The organism is Thiocapsa bogorovii, from assembly GCF_021228795.1.
Classification (GTDB): domain Bacteria; phylum Pseudomonadota; class Gammaproteobacteria; order Chromatiales; family Chromatiaceae; genus Thiocapsa; species Thiocapsa bogorovii.
In genome coordinates this window covers 3005295-3023655 of record NZ_CP089309.1, presented here as the reverse complement: position 1 = coordinate 3023655, position 18361 = coordinate 3005295, and the positions used below count along the sequence as shown (strand labels likewise).

The 18361-nt window shown below is 64.0% G+C and carries 16 protein-coding genes; 6 read left to right on the top strand and 10 right to left on the bottom strand.

The genetic code is table 11. The features are described from left to right. Positions 1-128 precede the first annotated feature (128 nt). From LT988_RS13690 to LT988_RS13685, 3 genes are all read right to left on the bottom strand, one after another. The gene (locus LT988_RS13690) at positions 129-1463 is read right to left on the bottom strand and encodes a carbohydrate porin (protein ID WP_232406126.1); all 1335 of its coding nucleotides are present in this window, start codon (positions 1461-1463) and stop codon (positions 129-131) included. A 133-nt stretch (positions 1464-1596) separates the two neighbouring features. Continuing rightward, positions 1597-1791, bottom strand: a complete 195-nt coding sequence (locus tag LT988_RS25575; RefSeq protein ID WP_408648078.1) for a mannitol dehydrogenase family protein — start codon at positions 1789-1791, stop codon at positions 1597-1599. A gap of 52 nt (positions 1792-1843) precedes the next feature. Then, positions 1844-2071, bottom strand: a complete 228-nt coding sequence (locus LT988_RS13685; protein WP_232406125.1) for a phospholipase A — start codon at positions 2069-2071, stop codon at positions 1844-1846. A 359-nt stretch (positions 2072-2430) separates the two neighbouring features. Here LT988_RS13685 and LT988_RS13680 point away from each other — a divergent pair, with 359 nt between their 5' ends. Further along, on the top strand, positions 2431-3333 hold the full coding sequence (locus LT988_RS13680; RefSeq protein ID WP_232406124.1) for a DUF6268 family outer membrane beta-barrel protein: 903 nt from the start codon (positions 2431-2433) through the stop codon (positions 3331-3333). Positions 3334-3379: 46 nt separating this feature from the next. Here LT988_RS13680 and LT988_RS13675 read toward each other — a convergent pair whose 3' ends face one another. Continuing rightward, positions 3380-3994, bottom strand: a complete 615-nt coding sequence (locus LT988_RS13675) for a Uma2 family endonuclease (protein WP_232406123.1) — start codon at positions 3992-3994, stop codon at positions 3380-3382. Between the two features lie 187 nt (positions 3995-4181). On the opposite strand from LT988_RS13675, the gene LT988_RS13670 reads away from it, so the two are divergent. Next, positions 4182-6020, top strand: a complete 1839-nt coding sequence (locus tag LT988_RS13670) for an SLC13 family permease (RefSeq protein WP_232406122.1) — start codon at positions 4182-4184, stop codon at positions 6018-6020. A gap of 173 nt (positions 6021-6193) precedes the next feature. Further along, on the top strand, positions 6194-6556 hold the full coding sequence (locus tag LT988_RS13665) for a hypothetical protein (protein ID WP_232406121.1): 363 nt from the start codon (positions 6194-6196) through the stop codon (positions 6554-6556). Positions 6557-6626: 70 nt separating this feature from the next. Here LT988_RS13665 and gltS read toward each other — a convergent pair whose 3' ends face one another. The 5 genes from gltS to LT988_RS13640 all read right to left on the bottom strand — a co-directional run bounded on the left by gltS (position 6627) and on the right by LT988_RS13640 (position 13063). Next, positions 6627-7859, bottom strand: a complete 1233-nt coding sequence (gltS, locus tag LT988_RS13660) for a sodium/glutamate symporter (protein ID WP_232406120.1) — start codon at positions 7857-7859, stop codon at positions 6627-6629. 266 nt (positions 7860-8125) lie between these two features. Next, positions 8126-8662, bottom strand: coding sequence for a hypothetical protein (locus LT988_RS13655; protein ID WP_232406119.1), 537 nt, complete (start codon positions 8660-8662; stop codon positions 8126-8128). 9 nt (positions 8663-8671) lie between these two features. Then, entirely contained in the window at positions 8672-9217 is a 546-nt protein-coding gene (locus LT988_RS13650) for a hypothetical protein (RefSeq protein WP_232406118.1), read from the bottom strand. Continuing rightward, complete coding sequence (locus LT988_RS13645) at positions 9214-11367, bottom strand: adenylate/guanylate cyclase domain-containing protein (RefSeq protein WP_232406117.1); 2154 nt, start codon at positions 11365-11367, stop codon at positions 9214-9216. Before LT988_RS13645 ends, LT988_RS13650 begins: the two co-directional genes overlap by 4 nt. A 271-nt stretch (positions 11368-11638) precedes the next feature. Then, the gene (locus tag LT988_RS13640; protein WP_232406116.1) at positions 11639-13063 is read right to left on the bottom strand and encodes a dihydrolipoyl dehydrogenase; all 1425 of its coding nucleotides are present in this window, start codon (positions 13061-13063) and stop codon (positions 11639-11641) included. Positions 13064-13313: 250 nt separating this feature from the next. Here LT988_RS13640 and LT988_RS13635 point away from each other — a divergent pair, with 250 nt between their 5' ends. The 3 genes from LT988_RS13635 (at position 13314) to LT988_RS13625 (ending at position 16056) form a co-directional block, all read left to right on the top strand. Next, positions 13314-14123, top strand: coding sequence for a 20S proteasome subunit A/B (locus LT988_RS13635; RefSeq protein ID WP_232406115.1), 810 nt, complete (start codon positions 13314-13316; stop codon positions 14121-14123). A 313-nt stretch (positions 14124-14436) separates the two neighbouring features. Beyond that, positions 14437-15285 carry a polyphosphate kinase 2 gene (gene ppk2, locus LT988_RS13630; protein WP_232406114.1) on the top strand — a complete coding sequence of 283 codons (849 nt, stop codon included), beginning with the start codon at positions 14437-14439 and terminating at the stop codon, positions 15283-15285. Between the two features lie 18 nt (positions 15286-15303). After that, a complete protein-coding gene (locus tag LT988_RS13625; protein ID WP_232406113.1) occupies positions 15304-16056 on the top strand; it encodes a Fic family protein in 753 nt (250 codons plus the stop codon). A gap of 24 nt (positions 16057-16080) precedes the next feature. Here LT988_RS13625 and LT988_RS13620 read toward each other — a convergent pair whose 3' ends face one another. Next, entirely contained in the window at positions 16081-18351 is a 2271-nt protein-coding gene (locus LT988_RS13620) for a TonB-dependent receptor family protein (RefSeq protein ID WP_232406112.1), read from the bottom strand. Positions 18352-18361 lie beyond the last annotated feature (10 nt).

Below are 18361 nucleotides of genomic sequence, written 5' to 3'. Positions count from 1 at the left end.
GTGACGCTTGTTGCTGTCGAGTCCTTGGCCTGTGACCCAGTGTAGCCGAGTTGGCCCGAGGCAAGCCTCGTCACCCGATGAAAAAGTGGGCGCGTCACCCGCACAACGGGCAACGCGTCAGTTGGCGATCAGAAATTGATGACCACTCGCGCGCCGATGGCGAGGGCGTTGTCGATGTCACCCGTCCCTGCCGGACGAATGATGTACTGGATATCCGGCTGGAAGCTGACGCCTCTGCCGAGGACGAACTGGTGATTGAGCTCGATGACCGCCTCGTAATCCTTCTCAGCCAGGCCTTGCGCACGGCGCGCGACGTTGACCTCGTTGCCGAACCAGCCGCTGGTGATGGCGAACCCGGTGGTGTCCCGGGGCCGGCTCTCGAATAGCCCCTGGTAAACGAGGCCGGTGTTGAAGTACCAGGGCATGGGATTGGTGTCGTTCGTGAAGCTGAAAACCAGCGCACCGAAGCCCCAGAGTCCGCGTTCCGATCCCGGTCGCTCACGGTAGAGCATCTGATCGCCCAGGACCCAACCCATGGCGCTGCCGGTCACGGTGGAATTGTCGGTGCTCTCGAGGTCCTGGAACCTGCCGGTCATGTAGTAGCCGCCGACCTTGTAGGTGCCCGGCAGGGCAGAGTCGGAGTCGCGGTTGACGTGGTAATGGATCTCGCCGGCCATCGTCACCCCGTTGTTTCCCCAACCCCAGCTGGTGCCGTGTTGGTTGTGATTGCGGCTCTCCGGATCCCCTTCCTTGCCCTCGGGGTCGCCGTCATAGACGGCCGCCTGGACGGTCCAGACGCGCGACGGGGTGTCGTAGCGAATCCGTGTGCCCCAGGTCGCGAGCGGGTAGGCGGTGAAGGTAAAGGGGTTTTGCAGGAAGACCGGCTTCGGGCTCCCGCAGAAGGCGTTGTTGATGAACTGACAGTAGAGCGGCGAGCGCAGGAAGTCGTCGTTGGCGATCATTCGCCCGACTGCAATATTCAGTCGCTCGTCCAACAAGACCGTGTTGAACTGGACGTTGGCGAGCTTGACGTTCTGCCCGCCGAAGATCTCCTGCACCGTGAACTGGTTGCCCCCCTCCGAGGGCGCGATGAAGCGCTCGGAGACGGAGCTTCCATCACGTTTTGACCCCTTGATTACAAGGTTGGTCGCCGGGATGCCGAGGAGGCGATCGAGATCGAAGCCGAATTCCAGGCCGATGTTGTCGGTGTAGGTCCCGCCGAGCTTCTCCCCTCCCGCGATGTTGAACATAGGCTCGGAGGTGTAGCTGAGCCCGAAACTGACTCCATGTCCCTTCCAGGTATCCCGCGTCTCCCAGTCGGCGAGAAAGTAGTCGCTCGACGGATAGTCCGACGCCATGACCACAGGCGCCGTCAAGGTCAGAATGAGAGCCGCCGCAGGGATACGCGACCCAATCCACTTGTCTTCATGCTGAATCATTCGGCCCTCAATTCGGTCGGTCATTGGTCTCGCTCCGCTGGTGGTACGCTCGTAGACGCGCGGTTCGGAAAATCCTGTCGGATTCCGATCAAGAGTTCCGCGATAAAATCGAATCTTTTCGGTACAACTCCGGATTCGTCATGTGTCGTTCATGCGGTTATTGAGCCGGCGACTCCAAATAACCTGTCAGGACCGATTCGACTCCGTCCGAATAGATCGCCATGAGGCCCGCCGGATACGCGATCGTCGCGTGCCCGCCGTTGAGCATTCGGATCTTCATTGTTTCGTAGGGCGTGACATCGGGCACGAAGGGTCGACATAGAGGAGGTGGAGAACGTGAGTGACCCGACATCGTCGGTGAGAAGACCATTCGGCGCGTGACGTCCAGCCGCGCGTCGGACCCTTCAGAGGATGCCGTTCGGCGCCATACCGATCCCGATCGTATTCTGCTTCCAGTTGCAGTCGATCAGGCTGTCGCCGTATCCGGTGAAGGCGAGCACATAGACACGCGAGGGCCCGAGGACTCGCGGCGACATCCAGGTCAACTGCGCGGCACCCGTATCGGTGCTCGGATTGCCGCGACTCATGAGGGTGAAGCTGTGATCGCGCCGGTTGAGCTGCTGCAACAGCATGATTCGGTCCTCTTCCGAATCATCCCGAGCCCCATCGTGGTCGGCTTCCGGTCCGGAGTCTCGGCCCGGAAACCCGCGTCGTTCATCGACGACTCGGGTGTCTCGACCGCACGCAATCCGGGCAACGCTCGAGAAACCAGCGAAAACCCTCGCAGCCGCGAGGGCGATCGATCCGGCGCCGGACGCCCATTTGGCCGTTTCGTGAATCGCCCGAAATCGTCCTCGAAGAGCAACGGGAACGCAACCCCGGTCGGATCGGCTGGCGCCGATGCTGGTCCTGCTCGATCTCGGGATGCTATCGTCACGGCGTTTCGGCCACCCGTCCATCGTCTAACTGATCATTATTAGGAGTGTCTCCGATGCCAGCGCCTCGCCTCGTCCGTGTCGCCCGTGCCGCCTTGCTGTCGACCGGATTTGCCGGGGTCTGTTCGGCGCAATCGCCGCCGGGCGTCAGCTTCTCCGTCACCCCGCTTGGGCAATTCGACAGCAATCTGGACTCCGGCGGCGATGCCGGGTATGCCGCGATCCTCACATCGCTCGGCACAAGCTGGAGAATCGACGAGCGCTCGTCTCTCGGCGCGCGGCTGCGACTCGACTACGAGGACTGGAACTTCGACAAACCACTCGGATTCGGCGGCGAGCAGCCCTGGGACAGGCTCTACCGAGCCGGCATCTCCCTATCCTACGGTTTCAGGACCGAGGGCGGATGGCGCTTGGGTCTGACACCGACGATCGAGTCCTCGGGCGAATCCGGCGCCAACTTCTCGGACACGCTCGAATACGGGGCCACGGCCACGGTATCGCGAGCCGTGCGACCCGACCTGACCCTCGGGCTGGGTGTCGGCGTCTTCGAGAAGATCGAGGACACAAGCGCCTTCCCCTTCCTGATCATCGACTGGCGGATCAACGATCGCTGGCGCCTCACGAACCCCTTCCCCGCCGGACCTGCCGGTCCCGCAGGGTTGGAGCTGTCCTATACGCTCGATTCGGGCTGGACCGCGGGCGTGGGCGCGGCCTACCGATCCTATCGCTTTCGGCTCGACTCCAACGGCCCCTTCCCAGACGGCGTCGGCGAGCACAAGTTCATCCCCGTCTTCGTCCAGCTCGGGCGCGACCTGACCGAGAACCTGAGCTTCAAGCTCTACGCCGGTGCATCGACCGGGACAACCTTGCGGGTCGAGGACGAGAAGGGGAAACGGCTATACGAAGAGGATCAGGATACGGCGTTGATGCTGGGGGTTTCTTTGATCGGGCGCTTCTAGTACCCCGTTCCACCCTATTTTGCATGCTCAGAGCCCCGACCTGCCGTCAGACCCTTTCATCGCCCCGCAGCGCATCGCGATAGCCCCGAATCGCCTGTGAGGTGGTTGGCTCGTCGATGAAGCGCATCAGGAGCGCAAGATCCAAGCCGGGCAGGACCTGGCTCGCGTTCACCGGCTCGTAACGCTCGCCGCGGAGACAGTAGGGCTGGATGAGACCCTGGCGCCAGTACCACACCTCGGCGACGCCGAGCTGGCGGTAGATCTCGAGCTTGTCGATTCGGCCGTGGGTCCAAACGACCTCGATGGCGAGATGCGGGCGCTCGGCCGGCGCTGCCCCGAAGACATAGCACTCATCCGGCTCGGCACCGCGGTTGCGGGCCTTGTCCTTGAGTGTCCACGAGCCGTAGGTCGAGAAGACGATGTCGCGCTCCAGGCAATAGGTCTCGACCAGGCGGCCGATGACGGACTTGATGCTTTCGTGGGTCTGCGATGGGCTCATGATCTCGACCTCTCCTTCCAGGTAGGCGATCCGCGGCGCGGAATGATCGCCGCGCATCACGAGCAAGCGCTCGTAGTCGTCCCAGCTCACGTCGGAGAAATGGACGATGCCGTCCTGGGTCGGTTGCGGTTCGGGTTGCTGATACCGGCTTTGCATGGACATGGGGTGGTCTCCGGTGTCGATCGGTACAGGCCGCGCACGTCGCCGTCGATGGTCGCACGGCAGTGCGTGCGAGATCCCTGGCTGTTTCCGATAGGATAAACCCGTTTCGGGTCGGAGCGCGGGGCTCCGAACCCGAGGGCCAACGCGGCGGGCCGGTCACGGGTCGCAGCGCCACGGAGGAAACAGCATGTCGCAAGACCTTCTGATCGTCCTTCTCATGCTGGGCGCCGCGATCCTGATGTTCGCGCTCAACAAGCCGCGGGTGGATGCCGTCGCCCTCATCATGATGATCGCTTTGCCCTTTACCGGCGTGATCACGGTCCAGGAGGCGCTCGCCGGTTTCAGCAATCCCAACATCGTCCTGATCGCGGCCATGTTCGTGATCGGCGAAGCGCTGGCTCGGACCGGGGTGGCACGCGGCATCGGCGATTGGCTGGCCCATCGCGGCGGCAACAGTGCCTGGCGGCTTCTGGTGCTGCTGATGCTGTCGGTCGGTCTGCTCGGCTCGGTCATGAGCTCGACCGGTGTGGTAGCCATCTTTATCCCAGTGGTGCTGCGGATCGCGAGCCGGCGCCGCATCCCGGCGAGCCAGCTGATGATGCCGATGGCCTATGCCGCGCTCATCAGCGGCATGATGACCTTGGTCGCCACCTCGCCCAATCTGGTGATCAACTACGAGCTCGTCCGCACCGGCGCGGAGGGGTTCAATTTTTTCTCATTCACGCCGTTTGGATTGCCGATCCTGCTGATGGCGACGCTCTACATGCTGGTCACGCAGCGATGGCTGCGCCCGAAAACGCCGGAGACGCCGACGGCCCGGACGCGCCCGAAACTCATGCAGTGGGTCGAGCGCTACCGGCTCGCCGATCGCGAATATCGCGTGCGGGTGCGTCCCGACTCGCCCTTGCTCGGCAAAACGCTGGGCGAGCTGGATCTGCCCGCGAAGATCGGTGTGCGGATCATCCTCGTCGAGCGCGGTCTCGGCCGTTCGCGCCAATTGCTCCCGCGCACGCCGCAGACCTTGCTGCAGCCGCACGACATCCTCTTGGTCGACGTCGATCTGGAGGAGAAACGGATCGACGTGGCCGAGTTCTGCAAGCGCTACGGCGTCGAGCTCCTGCCGCGGACCGGCCGCTATTTCGTCGACCGGTCTCAGGACATCGGCATGGTGGAGAGCATGATCGCGGACGAGTCGCGCTTTACCGGCAAGACGATCGCGGAGGCGGAGCGGATGGTCCGCTCCGAGCTGACCGTGGTCGGGATGCGGCGCGGCCCGGAGGCCCATGCACCGCACGGGCTGCGCGCGGAGACCCTGAAGGTGGGCGATACGCTGCTGCTCGTCGGACCCTGGAAGACGATCCGCCGCCTGCAGGAGGATACGCACGATCTGATCGTGCTCAATCTTCCCAAGGAGTTCGACGAATACCTGCCGGCGGCCAAGCGCGCACCCTATGCGGTTCTCACACTCGTCGTGGTGGTCGCCCTGATGGCGACCGGAATCGTCCCGAACGTCCAGGCCGCCCTGATCGGCTGTCTCCTGATGGGTCTTTTTCGCTGCATCGATCTGGACAAGGCATACCGCGCGATCCAGCTGAGGAGCCTCGTGATGATCGTGGGCATGATGCCCTTCGCCCTCGCCCTGGACCGTACCGGGGGAGTGGACATCGCGGCGAACGCCTTGGTGGCCTGGATCGGGGGCGCCGGCCCCTATGCGGTGCTCGGGGTCTTGTTCGCCATTACAGTGCTGCTGGGCCTCTTCATCGTGAATACGGCCAACGCGGTCCTGATGATCCCGGTCGCGCTCGCGGTCGCCGAAGCCCTGGGTGCATCGCCCTACCCCTTTGCGATGATCATCGCGCTCGCGGCATCGTCCGCCTTCATGACGCCCATCTCGCCCATCAACACCCTGGTCGCGACCGCGGGCAACTACACCTTTGCGGATTTCATTCGCATCGGCTTGCCCTTGACGCTGTTGGTCATGATCATGAGCGTGCTTCTGGTGCCTTGGCTGCTGCCGCTCTATTAAACCGCGCCCAGAGCGGCACGTATCGTGTATCTATTGGAACTCACTCGCCGGGCTCTTGGAACGTCCGAACTGGCGCGGTTTAATGTTTAAAAGACCCCATTCTTTAACCGTGCCTCCGACGAAGCCAGGAGGGACACTCGCATTTCAGTTCACGCGGAACGAGGAGAGAAGCCATGAAAATCGATCGATCCGAACATCTTGACGGTTTCGGAGTCCCTGTTGTCGGCCGCATACTGCTTGCCGGCATGTCCATGCTGCTCGTCGCTTGCGCCTCGAGCGGCGAGCACGTGACCGGCGCCATGCAGATCACACTCAAGCCGGGAGAGACGGGCACCTGTCAATCAAACCCCTGCCAAGTCTCGTTCGTGATGCCGCCCGGCACGGGCACCTACGAGGTCACCGGGAACCAGGTCAAGATCGGCGACTTCCCGGCCGGTCAAACGGTCTCGCTCGGCAGCTTGTTCGGAAGCAACGCGATCAAGGTCGTCGGCGCCGACGTCCCGACCGCGTACGTCTACATCCCTCAAGACATGTAGGTTGCGAACAGAGACGAACAGCTCCCCGAGGATCGTTCGATCCCCGGGGGCTGCTTGAATCGACCCAACCCTAAAAGGTCCTCAGGAAAAACGGGATCACCATCGCATTGGTCAGGTCGATGAAGAAGGCCGAGACCAACGGCACGATGATGAAGGCCCGGTGCGACGGGCCGAAACGTTGGGTGACCGCCGCCATGTTGGCCATGGCCGTCGGCGTGGATCCGAGCGTCACACCGCCGAACCCGGCCGAGACGACCGCCGCATCGTAGTTCTTGCCCATCAAGGGGAACAGCACAAAGATGGTAACCGTCACCGCCAAGACGAACTGAGCCGCCAGGATGGTGAAGATGGGTCCCGCCAGATCAATCAGGGTCCAGAGCTGCATGCTCATGAGAGACATGGCCAGGAAGGCGCCGAGCGAGATGTCCGCGATCAGCGCGACCGCCGGCGTACGGGTCGGCCAGGTGACCCCGCTCCATTTGGAGAAGTTCTTAGGCACTAGATTCGTGATCAGGATGCCTGCGAAGAGGCAGGTCACGAAGAGCGGCAGCATGAGGCCGGCCTCCGCGATCGCCTCGTTGAGCGCATAGCCGATGATGATGCAGATATGGATGGCGAGCACGGCGCCCAGAAAGTCCATGTGATCGACGCCTTCCTTGCGCTGTTTCTCGGTTAGCCCGACGTCCTGAACCTCTTCGACGACATGCGGCACCGGCTTGAGCTTGTGACGCGTGATCAGGAACTTCGCGATCGGTCCGCCCATGATGCTGGCGAGGATCAGGCCGAAGGTCGCGCTGGCGATGCCGATCTCCATCGCATTGGAGATCCCGAAGTTCTCGGCGATCGAAGGTGCCCAAGCGATGGTCGTGCCGTGTCCGCCGATCAAGGACATGCTGCCCCCAACCACGCCGACCGCCGCCGGCAGATCGAAGAGCGAGGCCACCCCGATCCCGGTGAGGTTCTGCGCGAACATGAAGGCGATCGTGATCGTCAGCAGGATCAAGAGCGGGCGGCCGCCGGCCAGCAAATCGCGCGCGCTCGCGTTGATGCCGATGGTGGTGAAAAAGTAGACCAGCAGGATATCGCGCGCACGCAGCTCGAACTCGATCGCGTGCCCCGAGGCAAAGTAGAGCAGCCCGAAGAGGACCGAGAAGAGCAGGCCGCCGGTGACCGGCTCGGGGATACTGAACTCCCGCAGAAAACCGATCTTGCCGTTCAGCAGCTTGCCGACGAACAGCACGATAATACCGATCGTCACGGCAAGGAATGAATCGATCCGGATGATACCGTCCAAAAGCTCCATACTCGTGCCTCTTTGTTGTTGAATGAAGTGCACGCACGTCCGCGCGGCATCGTGTCTATACACGAATGCTTACAGGTGCTTGGGAGGCTGAATCCGGCGGTACGCGTCGACCCGGGCGTGTCGGCGTGCGACTTCGCCAGCGGCACGCAAGTCCGTGGGTGCAAACTCGCTCGAACGCAGCGGGAGGATACCTGCTCGGCCGCATTCGATCCATTGAGAGAGGTTCGGCTTGCGGTGCACGAAGCGGTCAACTGCTCTTGCCGGGATCACGGCACGGGCTTGGCCATTTCACGTACATCTACCCCCATGGCCCCGACACGTGCATTGAGCCCGCGGAAGCGCCGGGCCATATCATCCATAGCCCCCCGCATACTGGCCACCCGCTGGTTCAGGCCGGCCGTGCTTCGCTCCATGTCATCGACGCTGTTGCCCATGGCGCCTACATTCTCGCCGATGGCGGTCACCTGGGCGTCCACCACGGGCATGAGCCGCACATCCGCCTCCATGGCAGCCACTGCACCGCGCATGCTGTGCATCCGCTCGGACACGCGCACGAAATAGCTCGTCATGATCTCCATCTGCGCGATCACCTGCCGCACATCCTGCGTCAAGGTGTTCACGAAGTAGAGGTTCGACAGCGCTAGCGCGGCCATGAGCAGGCCCAACACGCGAATCAACCACCTCACCCGCCGCGTGTTGCGGCGGCTCGGCCGCGCCGTGACGTCGGCATCCTGCTGGAGTTGCTCCAGAAGCGCCTCCAGACGCTCGATTCGATCACGCTCGGCAATATCGGCGTCGCTCACGGTGGATCCCTACCGAAACGGATTGAAGAAATTGAACATGCGCATCGGCTGTGAGAGGTGCCGCATGTCAGCCCCCATTCGACCCACGCTTTGCTCCATGACCTCGAAAGACAGGCGCATGTCGCCGAGGCTTGCGGACATGCCGAGCACCGTGTCGTCCATAGTGTCGATGTTGAGCGCCATGCTGGCCACGTCGTTGGACATGAAGCCGACGCTGCCGTGGATGTCGTCCAGGTGTGACACCAGGGACGGCATGATTTCCATGTGTCGCTGCATGTTGGCAATATTCCGATCCATGGCCACCATGTCGTCGGCGATGACTGCGAAGCGTGCGTTCATATCCTCGATCGCCGCCGTGATACCCGGAACCTGCTGCGAGAGGATGATGGTGAGAAAGGACAGCGTCGAGACAACCAACACGAAGGCCACCAACGACAGCAGGTAGAGGTTGGTCACTCGCTGCTCCAGGTCCGTCTGGCGGGTGTTCATCTGCCCGATGAACGCCACGAAGCGTGCCATGGTCCGATCGAGCTGGTGGTCGGTGTCGGGATTCACGCCGACCTCCGTTCGGACGGCGACGGTCCGGTTGGGGCTGGTGCAGGTTCAGGTGCAGCCGGGATTTGCCGAACCGCACCCGGACACCACCAAGCGTCGTGTAAGCGGCAGCGCTCGAGCATCAGTGCCACCGCCACATCCATAGGCGCCTGAGCGGCGAGCGGGCGAAAGCTGTTTTCCGCCGTGTCCCATTGCTCCGCTTGCAGCGCGGTCAGCGCCGCCTCGTAGGCGTCAATGTAGGCGGCCCGCGCGGTCGTGAGGGGATGCTCGCGCCGGTCCACGAGCTCGAACAGTTCCAGCTCCGCATCGCCGGCGAGTGGATGTCCGGCCGGCAACCGGTCCAGTCGGCGGAACCAGAAGCGGTCTCCGGCCTGAGCCCTGGCGGTACCGCTCACGATGATACGCGTACCATAACGACGGTTAAGCCGACGCAGATCCCAGCCGTGGGCAATGCTGTCGCCCACGGCGGTGTAACTCATGTGCGCCTTGGACCCGATGGCACCCACGATGCAGAGCCCCAGGTGCACCGAGAACAGATTTCGCGGCACGGGCATGTCGCTCGGATCCCAGTCGGCGAGCAGCTCGGTTTCCGCCTCCATGCAAGCCAGCGCCGCATCGCAGGCGCGCACGGCACTGTCGTCCACCGCGACGGGCGCGCCCCAGAAGGCGAGGATGCTCTCGCCGAGGTAACTGCCGACAGTACCCTGACGATGTGAGATGGCCTCGGTAAAGGCGTCCAGCTGCGCGCCGAGGAGCGCCGTGATGCGCTCCGGCGGCATCCTTCCGCGGAGGGTGACGAGACTGGAGATACCGGTGAAGAGCACCGCCAACTCCCGCACCTCCGCTTCCGGGTGCGCCGGAGTGCCGGACTGCACCAGGCGCCGCGCGATCGCCGACGGCACAAACTTGGTGAGCGACTGTAACCCCTGGGTCATACGCCAGATCGCGGCATCCATGGTGCGGATCTCCCGGAACCGGGACGGCACCCGCACCACCTCGTCGAAGCGCAGCGCACTGATGCGCTCGGTGTTGTGCACCAACTGCTCGAGCGGCGCGAACATTCGCACGGCCAGTACCGACACGGCAAAGTCCGCGGCCACCAGCACAATGACGGCGATCACCGCGGATTCGGCGAAGACCCGACCGGCGGCGCTCAGCAGCGACGCCTCCGGTACGACGACGAACAGCGTCCAGTCCGTGCCAAGCCGCTCCGGCACGGGCGCCCGGTGGGTGATGTACCGGCGCCCGTCGGTCTCCGTCAGGGTATGTTCGAAGGCCCCGTTGTCGGGCTCCCGCGCCGAGCTCGCGATGGAGCCCGAGTAAGCATCCACCAGCCAGCGGGCGTTCAGATGATCGATTCGCGGGAGATCGTCTTTTGCACTCTCGGCGAGCTCGAGCCAGGGCGGGAAAGCCACCAGACGACGCTCGGCATCCACCAGTACCACGACTCCGCCCGCCGGCAGGCGCTGCGCCGCGAGGATCTCCGAGATGCCCGCCACCGTCACATCCGCGCCGAGCGCTGCATGCAGGGTGCCGTCGGCGGTCTGCACCGCTTGTACCATGGTGACGCCGGGACTGTTGTCCGCCGCAAACCGGTGCAGTTCGGAGATGTGTAGCCGAGAATCCGTCGCATGGCGGTACCAGGACTGTTCGCGGGGATCCTCGCGACTGCTGCCCATGAGCCTGGCGATGGGACGGAAGTCGGCGGTGCGGTAGATGATCCGCTCGCGCGGACTCGGGAGCCGCCGGCCATCCGGCAGTACACGCTCGATGACGCGCGACGCCGGATACGGCATCCGAAACATCTGCAGGAGATTGCCGTCCGCATCGGCGACGTAGAGTGACCGGATCTGCGGTACCAAGGTGAGCTGCCTCGCAAAGAGCGCGAGGAGCAGCTCACGCTGTACCAGCAGTCCCCCGCCCTCGTGCACCGCCACCGCGTCGCTCTCCAACAGGCCGCGACTCAGCTCCACCAGCCCGACGGTGCAATTGATCACCTTCTCCGACATTTCCGTTAGGATGTCTGCGGAGAGGTCAAGGGACACGCGCGTTGCCCGCCTGTACGCATTGATTGAGACGCCCGCCACCGTCAGCGTCAACATGACCAGGAAGAGAAGTACGAAGGCGGATCTGTAGCTCGGTACAAACATGGCTACTCCCAAGGCACGCGCCAACCGGTGCGCGTATCCTCTCTACCTTGAGCCTAGCATCTGTCGGCGTAGCTGCAATCGGGTGCGACATCCGTACAAGCGGGTGTCGGAAAGCCCGCGTTTGCGGGGAGGCAGCAGGCCGGCTCGCCCACTGCGATGAGGATAACGCGGGCCGGTTCCGGTTTAGCGTTCCGTCCCTCATACAGGCATGAATACAGGCATGACCCTCGACTCGAAGCGGACGAGACCCCGCCGATAAAACCGGTCCGTCTTAATCCGCCAAACGCACCAGCTCCGTAATGCCTCCGCTGTTCTTGGCCTCGACCTTTGAATACAGGTCATAGAGTGCGGCCTGTAGGGCCTCTTCGATCACGGGGTGATAAAACGGCATGCGTAGCAGCTCGCCGACGGTCAAGCCCTGCTCGATTGCCCAACAGAGCAGGTGGGCGAGGTTCTCGCCTTTGGGACCGATCATCTCGCTGCCGAGGATGCGCCCGGTCGCCTTGTCCGCATAGACACGGATGACCCCTTTGTTCTTGCCCATGATGAGGGCACGCCCGACCGGGGCGAACTTGATCTGTCCGACCGCGGTGGTCTCGGGGTCCAGCGCGTTCCAGCGCATCCCGACGGCGCAGATGTTGGGGTCGCAGAAGTTGATGAAGAGCGGGACCTTGCGGCGGAAACGTTCGGGCACGGGGGCGGTGTCGATACGGGCCGCGTTGTAGCCCGCGATCTTGCCCTCGTCGGCGGCCTCGTGGAGGATGGGCCGGTATCCCGAGACGTCCCCCGCGATGAAGACCGGCAGGTCGCCGACCTGCATGCTGCTCGGATCAAAGGACGGGATGCCGCGAGCGTCGAGCGCAACACCGAAGTTCTCGAGCCCGAGACCCTCGACATTGGGCACGCGCCCGATACTGCAGAGGACCTTATCGACCAGGACGCTCTGATCACCCGCGGTGACGCGCAACCGATTGTCTTCCCCGACGATCTCGGCGGCCGCGCCCAGATGGATAGGAAACTCTTTGCCGAGCAGCTCGATGGCCGACTGATTGACCTCCGGGTCTTGAGCCCCGGCAATGTGATCGACCGCATCGAACCCGGTGATCTTCACGCCCATGCGGGCCAAGCTCTGGCCGATCTCCAGACCGATGGTCCCGAGTCCGATCACGGCCATGGCGGCGGGCAGGTCCTCGAGCTCGAAGATCTCGTCGGTGGTGATGACGCGATCGCCGAATGCCTTCCAGGGCTCGGGCACCAAGGGTCGCGAGCCGGTCGCGATGACGACCGCCCGGGCGCGGATCCGCTGACCGGCGACCTCGATCAAGGTCGGCTCGACGAAGCGGGCGTAGTCCTGAACGAAGAGATCCTCCGGCATGTCGTCGGTGCTGCTGCCGAGGACACGATCCACGAAGGTGTCGCGCAGATCCTGGACATGTTCGAGCGCCTCGGGGATGTCCAGCATCATGCCCTCGTGGCCGTCTATGCCGAATCGACCCAGATGCGTGCGCCGATGATAATCCTCGGCGATCTGGATCATGGCCTTGGAGGGCATGCAGCCGACACGTGCACAGGTCGTCCCCGGCTCGCCCCCGTTGATCAGGACGAAGCTCTTGCCCGCCCGGCGGACCTGCCCCATGGCGTTCAGTCCGGCGCTGCCGGAGCCGATGATGGCGACGTCGACGTTGCGTTCTTTCACCTGATTCTCCCCGGATGGTTTGCCGGATGACCCGACGAGCTCGCTCATTGTCCATGTTCGCAGGTCACCATGACAATGCCGCAGGAACGCGGCGGGCAGGCGGGAGGTTCTTGACGCCGCTCGGCTCAAGCTTGATGCTGCCCGCCTACTCGGGGTTCCGCTCGGGTGGACCGGCGCGCTTTGTCGATCCGCGTCACCCCGGGCCGACCCGCTCTACACCGACTCTTCCACTCCTCGGAGATTCACCCGAATGACCTACTGCGTTGGACTCTGCCTCGACCAGGGCCTTGTCATGGCATCCGATTCCCGCACCAACGCGGGCGTGGATTACATCTCCTCGTACAGCAAGCTGCACCTCTTCCAGCCGGCACCCGATCGCATGTTCGTCCTGCTCGCAGCCGGCAACTTGGCGACGACCCAAGAGGTGCTGAACAGAATCCGCCGCGACCTCGATCAAGCAGCAAATCCGAGTCAAAACGATCTATCCACCCCGGTCACGCTCGCGAGTGTGGACTACCTTTTCGAGGCAGCGAACTATATCGGACAGGTCAACCTGGCGGTTCAAAACGAGCATGGTCCCGCGCTGCGGCAGATCGGCGCGAGCGTGGAAGCCACCTTCATCCTGGGCGGACAGATCGCCGGACAACCCCACGGACTTTTCATGATCTACCCGCAGGGAAACAGTATCGCTGCCACGCCCGAGACGCCCTTCCTGCAGATCGGCGAGAGTAAATACGGCAAACCGATCCTGGATCAGATCGTCACGCCAGACCTCTCCCTCAACGACGGGGCACGCGCGTGTCTGGTCTCGCTTGCGGGGACGGCGCGCTCCAACCTCACCGTCGGACCGCCGTTCGAGGTCGCGATCTGCCCGAAAGACGCCTTGGCGCCGTCGCACCGCCTCCGACTCGAGGAACAGTCCGCGGAGCTGGAGACGATGACCCGAGAGTGGATCGAGAGTCAGCGCCATGCCTTCTTCGGCCTACCTCACTTTCCCTGGGAGCAACCGGACACATTGAGCGGCGCCGAGGCCGAGAGTCCGCATCAGATGCAGAGTTAAACCGCGCCCGGCGCGATATGCGAGTTTTTGGATGGGATCGGTCCCGGCAGACTTGACGACCGCTGGAGCCGGCGCGGTTTAAGGTCATTTCCGGGCCGAACCGACAACGCTTTAGGAATGGACGTTGGGACGACCGTAGGAACGACTTCGGTCGCCCCGTGACCGTTTCCGGCGACCGTGGCCTGGAAACCACCCAACCCGCCCCGGTGCTGCCGACCGGTGGGGTGGACGAGCCGGAGCGAAGTCCACCGAGCCCTGCGCCGGCGCTGGCCCGGCTTCCGAGCGAGGCCGATCACAACGAGGAGGCGAGCGCATGCCGAAACATGACCGAAAGAAGAAATCGAAGCATAAGGAGACAGCCCCCGAAACGGCCGCCCCCCGCAAGAAGATGTCTCGCAAGGCCTACGAGCGCGAGCTCGGCGCGCTGCAGATCGAGCTCAGCGCCCTGCAGGCATGGATCAAGCGCACCGGACAACGCGTGGTCATCGTCTTCGAGGGACGCGATGCCGCCGGCAAGGGCGGCACCATTCGCGCGATCACCGAGCGCCTGAGTCCCCGCGTCTTCCAGGTCGTCGCCCTCCCGGCGCCCTCCGACCGCGAGAAGACACAGCTCTACATGCAGCGTTATCTGCAACATTTCCCGGCCGCCGGCGAGGTCGTGATCTTCGACCGCAGCTGGTACAACCGCGCCGGGGTCGAGATCGTCATGGGCTTCTGCACCGAGGACGAGCGCCGTCACTTCCTGACGGCGGCGCCCTGGTTCGAGAACAACCTGGTCGAACAAGGCGTCACGCTCATCAAATACTGGCTCGAGGTCAGCGACGCCGAGCAGGAGCGTCGTTTCCGCGCCCGCATCGAAGACCCCGTGCGTCAGTGGAAGCTCTCGCCGATGGACTTGGAGTCCCGCAAGCGCTGGTACGACTACTCACGCGCACGCGACCTCATGCTGAGCGCCACCGACACCGATGCGGCCCCTTGGTCGATCGTACGCTCCGACGACAAGAAGCGGGCACGCCTCAACGTGATCCGCCACCTGCTGAGCCAATTCCCGTACGACCCGCTCCCCAAGACCAAGGTGAAGCTGCCGGATCGCGACATGGACGACGCCTACGACGACCAGGTGGCGATGATCGGTCGTCGGTGGATCCCCGAGCATTGGTAGTACCCCGAGACCATGAAGATGGCTGAGCTCGAGACCCTACTCGCGCGGATCGACGGTCTGAAGACCCGACTCGATGCCGCTCGGCCACTGACCAGCGCACAACTGCAGCAGGCGTTGGACATCGAGTACACCTACGAAAGCAACCGCATCGAGGGCAACACACTCACCCTGCGAGAGACCGATCTGGTGGTCCACAAGGGCCTCACGATCGGCGGCAAACCCCTGCGCGAACATCTCGAGGCGATCAACCACTACGAGGCCGTCCTCTATATCCGCGAGCTGGCGGCCCGGGGCGCGGCGCTGGACGAGGCCGAGGTGCGCAACCTTCATGCGCTGGTGCTGCGAGGCATCGACCGCGACAACGCCGGGCGTTACCGCAACCTGCCGGTGATGATCTCCGGCAGCCGCCATCTGCCGCCGCAACCTTGGGCCGTGCCCAAGCTGATGGAGGACTACGGGCGGTGGCTTACCGACGAATCCTTGCACCTTCATCCTGTCGTGCGCGCCGCCGAGGCCCACGAGCGGCTGGTGACGATACATCCATTTCTCGACGGCAATGGCCGCACGGCGCGACTAGTCATGAACCTGGGCCTGCTCGCCGACGGCTACTGCATCGCCAATATCCCCGGCGACACCGACAGCCGCCGCGCCTACTACGATGCCTTGGAAACGGTCAATCTGGAGGCCGACAAAGCCGACTTCATCACCCTGATCGCCGGGCACGTCCTGCACGCCATGCAGACCCTCTTGGAGAGGCTCGGGGCGCCGTGATGCGCGGCTTCGCTGCGCAATGAATCAGAAGCTGTAGCTCGCGGTGATGCCGATTAGGTAATTGGTGCCGGGGCCCGGCGCATAGAACCGACCGTTTGAGGCGTTGACGCTCACCGCTGAGATGTAGGGCTCGTCCAGCAGATTGTCGATGCGTAGGAACTGCGAGAGCCGGAGTCCGCCGACGTCCTGCGTAAAGCCGCCGCGGAGGTTGGCGAGCCAATAAGCGGGTGCCGTCTCGCTGTTGCGGTCGTTCACGTAGACCTTATCCTGACCGTAAAGATTGATTGCCGCCTCGAACCCCAGGGGCTCGTAGGCGTAGGAAAGCTCACCGAAGACCGTGAACGCGGGAACGCCCGGAATGCGGTTACCGGCCTCGACGGTCGTGACATTGAGGGTCGGCGCAACGGTGCGGCAGGGAATGCCTGCGCAAGCTGGGAAGCTCTCGGTGAATGCGCTGTCCAGGTAGGTCGCCGCCAGATAGCCGGCAAAACCTCGGCCGAGGCTTGACTCCAGCAGCAGCTCCACACCTCGGCGACGCGACCCGGGTGCATTCCGAAAGGTTGCACGTCCGCCGCCGTTGGTTGCCACGGTCAACTCGTCGTCGGTGTCGATCTGAAAGAGTGCGAGGTTCAAGCGGGCGTCCGCCCCGAGCAAAACCTTGGCGCCGATCTCGTAATGTCGGCTCACGGCGGGATCCAGATCCAGATTCAGACCCGCGCCGCCGTCGGGACGGTAGGCCAGTTCGGTGAAGGTCGGCGTCTCGAAGGTTTTGCCCAGGTTTGCGTAGAGATTGATGGAGGGCGTCAGGTTGTAAAGGAGCCCGAGAGCGGGCGTCCAAGCGCCGTAGGTCCGGCTGCCGCTGTCGTCGGGGTTAAGGTTGGTGGCCGTGATCGGGACGGTCGAGCCGCTGCAGGTGCCCGGCCGTGTGCCGGGGGCGGTCACCCGATCGGGGGTGCAGATGAAGCCGTCGTCGGAGTCGAAACGGACCTCGGTGTAGCGCAAGCCCAGATCCAGACTCCAGCCGGGCGCAAAACCCCAGGTGCCCTGAAAGAAGGTGCCCCAACTGTCCACGGTATTGTCTTCGTCCCGCTTCAGTGCGGCGCGCTCGCCCAAGTCGTTGAGATAACCCTTGCGCGCTTCCGCCGACCGGTCGTATTCCCCGCCGAGGATGAGGGTCAGGGGGCCGTCGGCGAGTGTTGTTGCATGGGTCCAGAGGAGATTTCCGCCAGCGAAACGCCGATCGAATGCGCTCACGCCACCCGAGGCCGTGATGGCATTCTGGTTGACGAGCGGAATGGCGAGGTACTGCTCGTTGCTGCGGGTCCCGGTGTAGGCCATGACGCGAAGGTCGTCCGCATCGCTCAGCGGCTGATCCAGGACGACCCCGCCCTGGAGGTTGTCGAGCGTACGGCGGGTCTGAAAGCTCAGCGCGGCCGGTGACGCCTGGCGGCGATCGCGCTTGACCTCCTCCGCCGTCAGACCGAGCGGATCTCGGGCCTCCGGCAGATTCAAGGCGTTGACGATCAGGCTGAGGGTACCGCCGCCGTCGAGCGCGATCCCGAGCTTGCTGTTGGCCTGCTCCTTGGTGGCTCGACTCCAGTCGCGGTAGCCGTCGGTCCGCGCGCGGGAGAGATCGACGACATAGTTGAGACGCCCCGTCTGGCCGCCGAGCTTGGTCCCGGCGATCCAGGTGGAGTCGCTGCCGCCCATCAGACGGACCGACAGGGTCGGCTCGGGCGGGCCGTCCTCGGTGAAGACCTGCACGACGCCGCCGGAGTGGTTGCCGTAGAGGGCGGAGAAACCGCCGCGCATCACCTCGATGGACCGCGCCGAGCCCAGATCGAAGAGCCCGGGTCCGCCTTGTCCGTCGGGTGTGCTCGCGGGGATGCCGTCTGCGATCAGCTTGACCCCGCGTGTCCCGAACTGGGCGCGCCCGCCGAAGCCGCGGATCATGATCTGCTCTTCCTGCGCGTAGGTCCCGCGGTTGGTCACGACCGTTCCGGGGACGCGCGGCAGATCCTCGGAGATCAGCACCATCGGCTTTTGATCCTGGATGATCGCCTTGTCCAGAACATCGATGGCGACCGGCAGGTCGAAGGTGCTCTCGCCCGAGCGTGTCGCGGTCACGACCAAAGGGGCTAGCTCGATGGCCTCCGCATCGGGCTCCACCGTCGGGAGCCCCTGCGCGACTGCATTCCCCCATTGGAGAGCCGCGACCACGACCGCGAGGCCGCCGAGAGTCGGCCCGGTCTCGCGCACGGCGCGACCGATGCTCGGGCCGGCGGCGCGGGTCACTGGGGGATCC

Excerpts from the sequence above, each read along its gene's own strand:
- LT988_RS13685 (WP_232406125.1), bottom strand. The coding sequence starts at position 2,071 with ATGCTGTTGCAGCAGCTCAACCGGCGCGATCACAGCTTCACCCTCATG.
- gltS (WP_232406120.1), bottom strand. The coding sequence starts at position 7,859 with ATGGAGCTTTTGGACGGTATCATCCGGATCGATTCATTCCTTGCCGTG.
- ppk2 (WP_232406114.1), top strand. The coding sequence starts at position 14,437 with ATGCCGAAACATGACCGAAAGAAGAAATCGAAGCATAAGGAGACAGCC.
- LT988_RS13680 (WP_232406124.1), top strand. The coding sequence starts at position 2,431 with ATGCCAGCGCCTCGCCTCGTCCGTGTCGCCCGTGCCGCCTTGCTGTCG.
- LT988_RS13665 (WP_232406121.1), top strand. The coding sequence starts at position 6,194 with ATGAAAATCGATCGATCCGAACATCTTGACGGTTTCGGAGTCCCTGTT.
- LT988_RS13645 (WP_232406117.1), bottom strand. The coding sequence starts at position 11,367 with ATGTTTGTACCGAGCTACAGATCCGCCTTCGTACTTCTCTTCCTGGTC.
- LT988_RS13635 (WP_232406115.1), top strand. The coding sequence starts at position 13,314 with ATGACCTACTGCGTTGGACTCTGCCTCGACCAGGGCCTTGTCATGGCA.
- LT988_RS13690 (WP_232406126.1), bottom strand. The coding sequence starts at position 1,463 with ATGACCGACCGAATTGAGGGCCGAATGATTCAGCATGAAGACAAGTGG.
- LT988_RS13675 (WP_232406123.1), bottom strand. The coding sequence starts at position 3,994 with ATGTCCATGCAAAGCCGGTATCAGCAACCCGAACCGCAACCGACCCAG.
- LT988_RS25575 (WP_408648078.1), bottom strand. The coding sequence starts at position 1,791 with ATGTCGGGTCACTCACGTTCTCCACCTCCTCTATGTCGACCCTTCGTG.
- LT988_RS13625 (WP_232406113.1), top strand. The coding sequence starts at position 15,304 with ATGGCTGAGCTCGAGACCCTACTCGCGCGGATCGACGGTCTGAAGACC.
- LT988_RS13670 (WP_232406122.1), top strand. The coding sequence starts at position 4,182 with ATGTCGCAAGACCTTCTGATCGTCCTTCTCATGCTGGGCGCCGCGATC.